Source organism: Nocardia brasiliensis IFM 10847 (genome assembly GCF_000710915.1).
GTDB classification, from domain to species: domain Bacteria; phylum Actinomycetota; class Actinomycetes; order Mycobacteriales; family Mycobacteriaceae; genus Nocardia; species Nocardia brasiliensis_A.
Window position 1 is genome coordinate 1 of record NZ_BAUA01000199.1, and the last position, 12,331, is coordinate 12,331.

9 protein-coding genes are annotated in these 12,331 nt (G+C 67.3%); 3 read left to right on the forward strand and 6 right to left on the reverse strand.

Annotation, left to right across the window (positions count from 1 at the left end; all coding sequences use genetic code 11):
- Nucleotides 1-659: 659 nt before the first annotated feature.
- The 3 genes from NBRGI_RS39510 (at nucleotide 660) to NBRGI_RS39520 (ending at nucleotide 3,716) form a co-directional block, all read left to right on the forward strand.
- The gene (locus tag NBRGI_RS39510) at nucleotides 660-1,607 is read left to right on the forward strand and encodes a ParA family protein (RefSeq protein ID WP_014989216.1); all 948 of its coding nucleotides are present in this window, start codon (nucleotides 660-662) and stop codon (nucleotides 1,605-1,607) included.
- 70 nt (nucleotides 1,608-1,677) lie between these two features.
- Nucleotides 1,678-2,697, forward strand: coding sequence for a ParB/RepB/Spo0J family partition protein (locus NBRGI_RS39515; RefSeq protein ID WP_029902902.1), 1,020 nt, complete (start codon nucleotides 1,678-1,680; stop codon nucleotides 2,695-2,697).
- A 293-nt stretch (nucleotides 2,698-2,990) separates the two neighbouring features.
- Nucleotides 2,991-3,716, forward strand: coding sequence for a GNAT family N-acetyltransferase (locus tag NBRGI_RS39520; RefSeq protein WP_029902904.1), 726 nt, complete (start codon nucleotides 2,991-2,993; stop codon nucleotides 3,714-3,716).
- A 63-nt stretch (nucleotides 3,717-3,779) separates the two neighbouring features.
- Here NBRGI_RS39520 and NBRGI_RS39525 read toward each other — a convergent pair whose 3' ends face one another.
- From NBRGI_RS39525 to NBRGI_RS39550, 6 genes are all read right to left on the reverse strand, one after another.
- Nucleotides 3,780-4,973, reverse strand: a complete 1,194-nt coding sequence (locus tag NBRGI_RS39525; protein ID WP_029902906.1) for an N-acetylmuramoyl-L-alanine amidase — start codon at nucleotides 4,971-4,973, stop codon at nucleotides 3,780-3,782.
- 191 nt (nucleotides 4,974-5,164) lie between these two features.
- On the reverse strand, nucleotides 5,165-5,512 hold the full coding sequence (gene trxA, locus NBRGI_RS39530) for a thioredoxin (RefSeq protein WP_014989212.1): 348 nt from the start codon (nucleotides 5,510-5,512) through the stop codon (nucleotides 5,165-5,167).
- Between the two features lie 76 nt (nucleotides 5,513-5,588).
- On the reverse strand, nucleotides 5,589-6,575 hold the full coding sequence (gene trxB, locus NBRGI_RS39535) for a thioredoxin-disulfide reductase (RefSeq protein ID WP_029902908.1): 987 nt from the start codon (nucleotides 6,573-6,575) through the stop codon (nucleotides 5,589-5,591).
- 141 nt (nucleotides 6,576-6,716) lie between these two features.
- Nucleotides 6,717-7,577 (reverse strand): hypothetical protein, encoded by an 861-nt coding sequence (locus tag NBRGI_RS39540; protein ID WP_029902909.1) that lies wholly within the window; start codon nucleotides 7,575-7,577, stop codon nucleotides 6,717-6,719.
- Between the two features lie 102 nt (nucleotides 7,578-7,679).
- Nucleotides 7,680-8,351, reverse strand: a complete 672-nt coding sequence (sigM, locus tag NBRGI_RS39545) for an RNA polymerase sigma factor SigM (RefSeq protein ID WP_357866394.1) — start codon at nucleotides 8,349-8,351, stop codon at nucleotides 7,680-7,682.
- Nucleotides 8,352-8,561: 210 nt separating this feature from the next.
- On the reverse strand, nucleotides 8,562-12,329 hold the full coding sequence (locus tag NBRGI_RS39550; RefSeq protein WP_029902913.1) for a lipid II flippase MurJ: 3,768 nt from the start codon (nucleotides 12,327-12,329) through the stop codon (nucleotides 8,562-8,564).
- Nucleotides 12,330-12,331 lie beyond the last annotated feature (2 nt).

Sequence of the window (12,331 nt, forward strand, 5' to 3'; positions counted from 1 at the left end):
AACGCGACTGGGCAACGCGACTGGGCGACGCGACCACTTCGGAGGGGTGTTCGTTCGTCGATCCCTGCACAGCGGTTCTCGACCCGCTCCTGAGGAACGGGTCGCGGCCGTTGGGGTCCAGGGGCAGTAAGCAATTCGATCTCGGCGCGCACATACCGGTCCTTGCGGAGGTGCAGCACCCTGCCGGAGATACGTCACACTGACGTATTGGCGCAGTCCCAGCTCCCCACGCCGACAACGGTTTCACATGAAACATCGGACTCCGGCAAGCTCCCGCGTCGTCGTAACCCCCTTGGCGGGTGCGGGGTTTCATGTGAAACATCGAGTATCGGTGGCCGAATATGGACAGATTCGCGTGTCCTTCGTCCGTTGCCGCGATTCAGCTTTCTTATCCCGCTCAGGGCTGGCAAGCTAGTGGACGTCGGGCGTGAGCGTAGGTGCCACGGAGGATCTGGTGTTGACAGCGGCGAGGGCTCCGCTCGGTCGATCGGGCGCCGCGAACCCGGTTGGGCATCATGTTCGATCCGACACAGCTTGTTTGATGACACGGCGCCGACGCTCCGTCGGCCGCACGTGATCTGAGTTTCTCGGGTTAGGAGCTGTCTATGTCGAGCGGTCCGGCGAATGTTTCACGGGAAACTACGTCGCGCGTGCCGGGAATGCTGGACTCCAGCAATTTCGACGCGGAGACTTTCGGGAGCACGCCGTTCGGGAACATCTCCCCCAGCGAGACCCCGATCGCGGCCGAAGCTCAACGCGCCAGCCAGATACTGCATCCAGGAAAGGTGACAGTGCCGAAACCGCACGAGCAACGCATCATCACCATCGCCAATCAGAAGGGCGGCGTCGGCAAGACGACCACCGCGGTTAATCTCGCGGCCGCTCTGGCGCATCAGGGGATGACGGTCCTCGTGATCGATCTGGACCCGCAGGGCAATGCCAGCACCGCCCTCGGCATCGAGCACCACTCGGGTGTCCCGTCCAGCTACGAACTCCTCATCGGAGAGGTGTCGGTCAAGGACGCGATCCAGCAGAGTCCGCACAACGAACGCCTGCTCTGCATTCCGGCGACCATCGATCTGGCCGGCGCCGAGATCGAGCTGGTGTCGATGGTGGCTCGGGAAGGCCGGCTGAAGGCCGCCATCCAGGAGGCCAATATCGCCGGGTACGACATCGACTACGTGATGATCGACTGCCCGCCCTCGCTCGGCCTGCTGACCGTCAACGCGATGGTCGCCGCGAAGGAGGTGCTGATCCCGATCCAGTGCGAGTACTACGCGCTGGAGGGTGTCGGTCAGTTGCTCCGCAACATCGGTCTGGTGCAGGCGCACCTCAATCCCGAACTGCATGTCTCCACCGTGATTCTCACGATGTACGACGGCCGGACCAAACTGGCCGATCAGGTCGCCGAGGAGGTCCGCGGTCATTTCGGTGACGTGGTGCTGCGCTCGGTGATCCCGCGCAGCGTGAAGGTCTCCGAGGCGCCGGGCTACGGCATGACGGTGCTCGATTATGATCCAGGCTCCCGAGGCGCAATGAGCTACCTCGATGCCGGACGGGAAATGGCGGCGCGCTCGGTGGTGCGGGTCGCCGAAGGCGCGGAGTGATCTGGCGCAATACGTGCCAGGTCGATGAGACCGGGTGTGGTGGCGGAACGAGGAAGGGGTCAGTGGACCGATGAGTCAGGCGAAGAAGGGTGGGCTAGGACGCGGTCTTGCCGCGTTGATCCCGACGGGACCGGCGACTGCGCCGGGGCTCAGCAGTCAAGCGGCCAGCGTCATCGGTCTGGATCCGATCGGGCCACAGCCCGCGTCGGCCTATCTGCATCGGGTCCCCGACCCGACGGAGGAAGACCTCGCGTCCGGCGGCGCGGTGTATCGCGAGATCCCGCCGGAGCAGATCGAACCCAACCCGAAGCAGCCGCGCCAGGTGTTCGAGGCGGAGGCGCTGGGCGAGCTGGTGCATTCGATCAAGGAATTCGGTCTGATGCAGCCGATCGTGGTGCGGCGGGTCGAGCCGGGGGTCGACAAGTTTCAGCTCGTCATGGGCGAACGCCGGTGGCGCGCTTCGCAGGAGGCCGGCCTCACCGTCATCCCCGCGATCGTCCGGGAGACCGCGGACGAGTCGATGTTGCGCGACGCGCTGCTGGAGAACATCCACCGCGTGCAGCTCAACCCGCTGGAAGAGGCGGCGGCTTATCAGCAGCTGCTGGAGGAGTTCGGCGTCACCCATGAGGTGCTCGCCGACCGCATCGGCCGGTCCCGCTCCGCCGTCACCAACATGATCCGCTTGCTGAAGCTGCCGATCTCGGTGCAGCGCCGGGTCGCGGCGGGCGTGCTGTCGGCCGGACACGCGCGGGCGCTGCTCGGTTTGGAAGGCGGCGCGGACGCCCAGGACGAGTTGGCGAAGCGCATTGTCGCCGAGGGCCTATCCGTGCGCAGCACCGAGGAAGCGGTCATTCTCGCGAACCAGGAGAAGGCACTCGCGCCGGATCTGGAGGAAGCCCCTACCCCGCAGCGCAAGCCGATCCAGATGCCGGGCTTGCAGGATGTGGCGGATCGGCTGTCCGGCTCGTTCGACACCAGGGTGATCGTGAGCATGGGCAAGCGCAAGGGGAAGATCGTCGTCGAGTTCGGTTCGGTCGACGACCTCGAGCGCATCGTTCGTTTGATGGAACAGACCCAGCGCGACTTGTGACAGAAGTGGCGAAAATAAACTTGTGATTGCGACAGGTACGGGCTCGGAGTTGAAACGTCACTGTGACGACGGGTGATTCCGGGATCGAGCCCAGCACAAGTTCCTTACCAACAGCACAGCGACGTGGAATGAGGCGGGATCAGTTGATCGCTTATTCTTGCTGGCGAGTGAATTGTGATGCGGTGTGAGCAGACATCCCCATTGTCAGCGCGCCTCGCACATGCTGATGCCGAGCGTAGGCGAGGCGGAGCATGAGCGTGGATGAATCGGATAGCTGGAGGCTGAGCAGAGCGGTGTCGACCAGCGTCACGGCCCTAACCCTCGGCGAGCTCGACAAGCTCCCCGCGCACTCCCGGCGGTGCGTGTTCTGGGAGATGGATCCCGCGGTGGCCGAGGACTCCCGCGGCTTCAGTGATCCGGTCTTCGAGAAGGAGGCCTGGCTGTCCACGGTGCTGCTGGAGTGGGGCTCGTGTGGGCAGGTGGCCAACGTCGACGGCAATGTCGCGGGCTGTGCGCTGTACTCGCCGCCGAGCGCGGTGCCACGAGCCACCCTGTTCCCCACGTCGCCGGTGAGCCCGGACGCGGTCCTGCTGACCACGCTGCGGGCCGAATTCCCGTATCAGGACGCCGAGGTTGCCCATCAGTTGATGCAGGCGGTGGTGGCAGATCTGGTGCGCCGCGGGGTGCGCGCGCTCGAGGCGTTCGGCATCCGGTCCGATCCCCCGGCGCACGCGCTGTCCGAGCGTTTCGGGTCGATGACGCTGATGGAGCGGATCATCGCGCCGATCAAGGGTTCCGCGGCGGGCGCGATGGCCGAATGCTCACCGGAGACCTGCATGATCGAGGCCGATTTTCTGGAGGATGTCGGTTTCGAAGTGGTCGCGCCGCACCACAAGTTCCCGCGGTTGCGTCTGGAGATCAACTCCGACCACGGCTGGAAGGAAGACGTCGAGCGCGCCCTCGATCAGCTGCTGGCGGCCGCGTCGATGACGCCACCCGCTCGGGTCGGCGTGCGCTGAGGTTGTAGAAAAAGGCCCCGCACCGGCGAATCGGTGCGGGGCCCTTGTTGTTTCGGGGTGCGTTTACATGCGGTCGGCGGCGGCCAGTTCTTCGGCGAGCAGTTCGGCGAAGGTGTAGGTGCCGGTCGGCTGATCGTCTTGGCCGAGCAGGTAGAGCCGCTTGACCGAGATCAGGATGGCCTCCGCGATCACGTCCCGCATACGCGGGTTGGTGAGCACGTTGGCGTCGTAATCGTTTGTCAGATAGCCGATATCGATCTGCACCGTCGGCATCTTGGTGAGCCGCAACAGATCCCAGGTACGCGCGTGCGTCCGGCAATCCTGCAGCGAGGTGCGCGCGACGACCTCGCGCTGGATGAAACCGGCCAGCACCTGACCGATCATCGACGCCGAGCCGTGCGAGTTGCCGAAGTAGAAGCCGGCGACACCGTTGGCCAGCGGACTCGGATTGGTCGCGCAGCGCAGCGAGATCATCAGGTCGGCGTCGAAGGCATTGGACGTGTCGGCCCGTTCGGCATCGGTGGGGTTGGCGCCCCACGGACGGGACAGGAACGTTTCCATGCCGGTCGCGGCCATCCGGCCCTCGAGCCGACTTGCCAAGTCCCACAGGATTTCCGACTCGTACACATCGCCGTACTCGGACGGCACCGGATGTCCCTTGTCCGGCCCGCCCAGGCCGGGATCGATCACGATGCGCTTGCCGGTGAGCTGCGGTCCGGCCCGGTGTACCACCTCTTCCTCGGCGATCCGGTGCGGGTTGCCGCCGGTGACGCGGGCGCCGAGGAGGTCGAGCGAACGCAGCGTGTCCGGTCCGCAGATGCCGTCGGCGGCCAGGCCGATCTCGCGTTGGAACGAGGTGAGCCCCTCGTGCGTGTGCGGCCCGAAGTAACCGTCCACCCGGTGCACGTAGAAGCCGAGATCCTGCAGTTTGCGCTGCAGGGTCGCGACGTCGTCGCCGTACAGCGGCGCGGAGAGCTGATAGATCAGTGTGCGGGCACCCAGCCGGTAGGACGCCTCTTTCAAGGCGCGATAGGTGGCCGGGCCGACGACGCCGTCGACGAGCAGTCCGCGGTGCTGCTGGAACGCGCGGACTGCCGAGTCGAGTCGATGGTCGAAGGACGCCTCGGTGTCCTTCCAGTACTCGCGTCCGTCGGCGCTGTCCGCGTCGACGTGTGCGTGCAAGAACCCGAGACTTGCCAGGGTGCTCCGAACCTCTGCTACGGCTGGACCGCTATCGCCGTGACGAAGTCGGTGCATGCGTGAGAGCCCTTTCCTTCCGCGTCAATCCGGGTACCCACTCATGCGATGGGATACACCTTCGCACGACCGGCATCGGTCGATTGTCTCAGACCCGGACGGGAATTCGGCATTCCCGGGTCCAGGGCATCCTACGGCGCGTCGGTCGATCCCGACGACCTTTGGTGCCTATGGCATTCGAATGCCAGGGATCAGATGACGTCGTCGAGTTCGCGCAGCAGGGCGGCTTTGCCCTTCGCTCCGACGATCTGCTTCACCGGCTTACCGCCGCGGAAAAGCATCATAGTGGGGAGCGAGAGGATCTTGTAATCGCGGGCCGTCTCGGGGTTGGCGTCGACATCGATCTTCGCGATGGTGAGCTTGTCCGCGTGCGTGCCCGCGATCTCCTCGAGCACCGGGGCGACCATCTTGCACGGGCCGCACCAGGCCGCCCAGAAGTCGACGAGCACCGGCTTCTCGCTGAGCAGCACGTCGTCGGCGAAGGATGCGTCGGTCACGGTGACCGTCTTGCCGGCGACCGTCTTGGCACTATCGGACATGGGTGTTCTCCTTGCTGAATTGCGGTGCCCCCGTGGCCTTCTCGGCCACGTGGGCGACCACTCTCGGGACGAGAGGTCAGTTGGCGGGCACGGCCACCGAGCTGCCGGCGTGATCCAGGGTGTTCGAGGTGATGTCACCCTGCTCGGCCAGCCAGCGCTCGGCGTCGATGGCGGCGCGGCAGCCGGTGCCCGCGGCGGTGATCGCCTGGCGATAGGTGTGGTCGACCAGGTCGCCCGCGGCGAACACGCCGGGCACCTTGGTGGCTGTGGACGGGTGCACGACCTGCACGTAGCCTTCGTCGTCCAACTCCACCTGATCGCGGACCAGCTCGCTGCGCGGATCGTGGCCGATCGCGACGAACAGACCGGTCGCGGCCAGCTCCGAGGTCTCCCCGGTGCGGGTGTCGCGCAGGGTCAGGCTCGTCACGCTGGTGTCGCCGTTGACCTCGGTGATCTCGGCGTTGAGCACGAACTTGATCTTTTCGTTGGCCTTGGCCCGCTCCAGCATGATGCGCGAGGCCCGGAACTCCTCGCGGCGGTGCACGATGGTGACGCTGGCGGCGAACTTGGTGAGGAAGGTGGCCTCCTCCATCGCGGAGTCGCCGCCGCCGACCACGACGATGTCCTGTCCCTTGAAGAAGAAGCCGTCGCAGGTGGCGCAGGCACTGACGCCGCGGCCGAGCAGCTTCTGTTCGCCCGGGATGTTCAGGTAGCGGGCGGCCGAGCCCATGGCCAGGATCACCGCGTACGCCTGGTAGGTCTCCTCGCCGACGGTCACCGTCTTGATCGGGCCGCTGAGGTCGATGGCGTCGACGTCCTCGGTGCGGATCTCGGCGCCGAACCGCTTGGCCTGCTCGCGCATCTGCTCCATCAGGTCGGGGCCCATGATGCCCTCGCGGAAGCCGGGATAGTTCTCGACCTCGGTGGTGGTCATCAGCGCGCCACCGAACTGGGTGCCCTCGAACACCAACGGCTGCAGCTCGGCACGACCCGCGTACACCGCTGCGGTGTAACCGGCGGGACCGGAGCCGACGATGATCAGGTCACGTACTGGCGCACTCATGAGGCCCTTCCCAGGCAGATATCGACGGACGTCTCGGTCAACAACAGCGTAATGGCTATTGTTCCTGCGCTGGTGGAGTGTGCGGTGAGCTCGAGCTCAGTGGCCCGGCGCACTCGGGCCAGGCGATGTCGGCCGGGTCACTCAGCCGATGTCCTGCACGGTCAGGTGCTGGGGATCTGCTGTGCTGCAACCGGTTCCGACGATCAGCGCGGTGATCTTGGGCGTGCGCGGGCCGGTGAGCAGCAGCAGGACGGCGTCTTGACCGTGATAGCGGATGTTCATCGAGCCGAGCACGGTGCGGTCCAGGCCGTTGGCCTGCACACACCGTTCGCGCGCTGCCGCGTTGCTGAGCGTGCCGGTGGCGTCGTTGCGGCCGAGAGCGGTGAGCATGGCGGCAGCGGTCGGCTCGTCGAGCTCGGTGCCGGTCGAGGTGGGCTGGGCGATGGGCGGGGTGTCGTCGCTACCCCGGACGACGGTCAGCGCGATCGAGGCGCACGCGACGACGGCGATCGCGGCGGCCGCGACGGTGAGCCGGCGCAGCCTGCTCCGGCGGCGCTCGTCGAGCGAGACGGGCGCGGCGGGCGGCGCGGCCGGCACCGCGGGCTCCGGTTCGGCGGTCAGCAGGTTCCCGGCGACGACGGAGCCGTCGGAAACCGCTGCGGCATCGTCTTTTTCGCCCGAGACCGGCAACCGATAGATCGTGGCGCCCGCGGCGTCGGGTACTGCGTCGTCGGCTATCTCAGCCGAGTCCAGCTCGTCGACGAAGGCCATGAGCCGGGCCGTGACATCGTCGGGCATGCGATGGATGACGTGGTCGGACCGGCCGAGTGCGCGCAGCTCAGCACTGACCTCGTCCAGGGCGTGCACGAATCGCAGTGCTTCCCCGTCGCGCCGGACCGCGGGCCACAGCTGTTCGTGCAGTTCGGGCGCGAGACTGCCGGCATGGAGGTCGGCGAGGAGTTCGGGCGAGAACGGAGGCTGCGGCACGGACCGGGTCGCCATCGCACCTCCAGTGTTCTCATCTGACATCGCGGGATCCCCTCGGGGCCGGGGACTTACTAGGACATCGTCAACGGGTTCGTCACTATTAATGACGCATCTCAACTACTTCCGGTTCCCCGGATCGCGCAGAAATTCCAGCCGTTCTTGTAGACGTTGCCTGCCGCGTGCACAGCGGCTCTTGATCGTCCCCTCCGGGACGCCGAGCATCGCGGCGGCCTCCGCCACGCTATACCCTTCCAGATCCACCGCAACCAGGGCGGTGCGTTGGTCGGCGGGCAGCGAGAACAGCGCGTGGTCGACCACCAGTGACATCTCCAGCTCGGCGACGGCGTCGCGCTCGTCCCGCGGTTCCGGCACCGTCTCCGGCGTCAGCGAGACGGCCTTGCGGATCTTGTTGCGCCGGATCCGATCCAGGCAGGCGTTCACCACGATCGCGTGCAGCCAGCTGCGCACCTCGGCCTCGGCCCGGAACTTGGCGGCGGTGCGGTGCGCCGAGAGCAGCGCGTCCTGCAGCGAATCGGCCGCGTCCTCACGGGTGTAGGAGGTGCGCAGCGCGGTCTGCCAGAGATGATCGTTGTGCCTGCGCAGCAGTTCGGCGAAGGCGTGCCGCTCCCCGCGCACATGCGCCTGCAGCAACTCGACGTCGCTGTAGTCGTCGGCCACGAACGAGCGTTCGCGGTACGCGACTGGCCGCGACGTCCCCCCGCGGAAATCCTCGTTCACATCGGACGACAATGCCAACCCCTTGACAGCGCTCACGGTGGCAACGGACATCGAGGACCATTACCGAAATTTCGCAGCATCCAGGATCGAGGCACCAGAACCTGGGAAGCTCCCCTGCTGAGAGCGCGAGGAGATCATATCGTCAGTCGCGATTCGGCAGCAACTATCTGCCCGGATTCACCAGATGAGCCGCGCGGCCGAAGATGTGGGCGCGGCGCCGGCACGGCCGACTCACGTGCGGCGGAAGACGATCAGTAACTCTTAAGGCGTGGCATCCAAACGAATATCGGCGATGGAGGTCTGGAACTGACCACCGGAGTTGCCGAGTCCGGTGATCCAGATGAGCACGTAGCGGGCCGCCTGGTCGGTGCGGACCGGGATATCGGTGAGCCCCTCGACGAGCTTGCCCGAGCCGATCAGCTGGGTCTGGTCCAGCGTCGGTGAGTCGGTCGGCGAGGTGCGGATCTCGACCGCGGTGCCGGGGCTCGGCGAATTGATCGTGACGTTGGTCAGCTTGGCCGCACTCGGCAGCGTCGCGAGCAGCCCCACGCCCTTCTTGAGCGCGGGGAACTGCTGGAAGTACTGGTCGGTGCGCCACATGGTGGCCGGATTCTGATCCAGTACCGCGTTGACGTTGCCGACGCCGTCGGGGGTGCCCTCCGGGGAGAACACCGTCACCCCGGTCACCGGAACCTGCACGCCCCCGGTGCCGACCGCGGGCCCCGCCGCGGCGGGCGTCGGCGCGGGAGCGTTGTTCGTGGTGAGGCCGATGTTGCGCTGCTCGTTCAGCGGCGCGTCCGAGGCGCCCGGCGCGAACACGCTGACCATCCACCAGATCACGATGCCGACCACCAGCGCGGCCAGGATGCCCAGGCCGACCATGATCCACATCATCCGCTGGGAGCGTTCCCGTTCCGCCGCGAGCAGTTCCGGATCGGCCAGCGACTCGTCGGGGGCCGGCGGCGTGGCTCGCTGACCCAGGCGCAGCACCGGGATGAAATCGGTCTTCTGATCGACCACCGAGGCCTGCTCGAGCACGTGCTGCACGGTCGCGGCGGTACGTACGCCCTTGTTCGATTCGAGCGAGCGCACCGCGACGGCCGAGATCTCGAACGGCACCTCGGGTCTTATCTGGCGCGGTTCCACCGGTGTGCCGTCCGGACCGAAGTCGGCGAGCCGCAACCCTCCGACGGTCGCGGCGGTGCCGGTGACGCCGCCGGAGCGGATCGGCCAGCGGGCGGTGATCAGGGCATAGAGCATGGCGCCGAGGCCGCGCACGTCGGATTGCGCGTCGGAATCGGACAGCGTGCCGGGGAAGGCCAGCACCGCGTCGCCGGACGCGCTGATCCGCACCCGGTCCGGATGATCGATGGACAGCGAGCCACCGCCGCGGTGTGCCAGTTCGGCGGCCGAGGCGAGCGCGCGGATGGCCCGCGCGGCGCCGATCGGCGAGGGCACCGTTTCGGCCATCTCGCGCAGCGAGCGACCCGGGGTCCACTCCGCCACCACGATGCCGCCGGAGCTGCCGCGCACCACGTCGAGCACGCGGGCCAGGCCAGGCGAGTTGATCCGGCCGAGGCGCAATGTGCGGGACAGGATCGCCTGCGGGCCGTCGTGGCCGGAGTTGTCCGCCGCCTTCTGGTCGGCGTCGACGAAGGTCAGCGCGACCTCACGGTCGAGTTTGATGTCGAGCGCCTGCCAGAACTTGAGGCCGCGGGCGCCGCCGTGCCCGGCGAGCAGCCGGTACCGGCCGCCGGCCACCGACGCGCCGGGAATCAGCTTGGGGCCGCGCGGGGTCCGGCGTCCGCCCGGGGTGTCGCCACCGAGCGGCGGCATCTCCGGCGCGCCGATCGGGATCATTCCGGTGTCGTACATCGGGTCGCGTGGCGGCAGCTGGTTCTGGCGATCGTGCTGTTCCGGTGGACCTGCCTGCTGCTCCTGCGGACCCGCCTCGTCCGCCGGTGGACCGGCACCGAGCTCGCGGTTCGCGTACGCGGGATCCGACGGCTCGCCACCGGGTGGCGGAGCGTCGGTCGAAAGCCCGCCTGCCGTGGTCGCAGAAGAATCAGCGGCTGGGACGCCGCCCACCGCGTCGTCGCTCACCCTCGGTCCTCCTTCGCCCTGGTATGTCGAGGTTCCGGCGATTTCGCCACTTGTGCTTCTCTGCCGAACAGGGTACGGGAACTCGCCCATGCCGGTGATGTCAACGGCATCGGCTCTGATCACCGGTAGGACCATGGTCTGAGCGTCCATGTACGGATCGAAGGCGGGGTAGGCCGGATACGGGTCCGGCCTGCGCAGAATCTGAGTCGGGTACGGATCGTCGACCGGTCCGTCGAGATCGAGATCCGGTGCGGGCGGCGTCCAGCCGAGGCGGCGCGAGATCGCGACCGTGATGCCGACGACCTCCGGCACGCCCGCGAGGCGCATCAGCCCGAACGCCACGGTGAACATGACGACGGCGGTGATCGCGACCCGGATCAGCGAGCCGGGACCGCCGAACGAATCGGTCAGTCGTTCGAGCCCGAGCACCCGGTCCACGATCCACATGACCGCGCCGCCGGCCAGCGAGGAGAGCACCACCCGGGTGACGGTGCGCCCGACATTGGCCATCCGGAGGTCGCCGAGACTGCGGTGCAGCAGGTAACCGCCGATCACGGCGCCCGCGGTGAAGCCGAGTCCGTTCGCCACACCGAGCACGATCACGACCGAATCGCTGTCGCTGGCGATCACCGGGGCCAGCGCCGAGAGGATGGTCTTCACCGTGGTGATGCCGAGGATGATCCAGGTCGGGGTCCAGGCCTGTTCCCTGGCGTAGAACACCCGCAGATGAATCAGCACCAGCGCGTACGGGATCAGCGCGAAGGCCGACCAGCTGACGGCATGGCCGAGTCGTTGTGCGTCACCGGCGAATCGGGCGTAACCGAACAGCGCCTGGCCGAGCTCGGGCCCGGCGATCGTCATGAAGGTGACCACCGGGAACAGCGCGATCATCGTCAATCGGGTGGCGACGGATAGGTCGTCGACGACGGCGGGGGTGTCGCCGTCGGCCGCGTTGCGGCTCAGGCGCGGCATGATCGCGGTGAGCACGGTGACGCCGAGGACGCCGTAGGGCAGCTGGAGCAGCAGCCACGCGTAGGAGTAGATGGCCGGGCCCGCCTCGTCCGCGGCCGAGGAGACGTGGTTGGCGAAGATCAAGCCCAACTGGCTGATCAGCACGTACAGGATGATGGCCAGGCCCATCATGCCGAACTGCTTGAGCCGGGTATCGACACCCCACAGCGGGCGCAGGTCGATGCCCTCCCGGCGGATCGCCGGGACCAGGGTCAGCGCCTGGGTCACCACGCCGAGCGTGATACCGATGCCGAGCACGAGCAGTTTCGGATCGCTCATCCGCACCGGATCGAGGGTGATCTCCCCCGGCGTCAGCGCGTAGAGGCCGAGGACCAGCAGCACCACCACGTTGTTCAGCACCGGCGCCCAGGCGCCGGGCCGGAACACCTGTCTGGTGTTCAGGATCGCGGTGAACAGCGCGGACATGCCGTAGAACAGGATCGCGGGCAGCAGCAGGAAGGTCAGCGCCGTGGTCAGCGCGGTGTTGACCTTGCCGTCGGCCGCGACGAAGACATGGGTCGCCAGGATGGGTGCGGTCGCGGTGGCCAGCAGCGTGGCGAAGGCGAGCACCACGAACGCCGCGGTGACGAGCCTGCGCACGAACGCGGCGCCGCCGTCGGCATCCTCTTTTTCGGCGCGGACCAGTGTCGGCACCACCATCGCGGTGAGCACGGCACCGAGCACCAGCTCGGTGATCATGTTCGGGATCAGGTTGGCCGAGGTGAACGCACTGGCGATGGCGGGGCCGAGCACGGTCGCGAGCAGCAGCTGCTTGCCGAAACCGGTGAGCCGGCTGATCAGCGTGGCGATCGCGATCGAGCCGGAGTCCTTGAGCAGCCGCGAATTGGCGCTCTGCTCGGGTTCTTTGGTCGCGGTGGCGGCGGGCCACTCCTGCGTGCGCGGGCGTTTGGCCACGT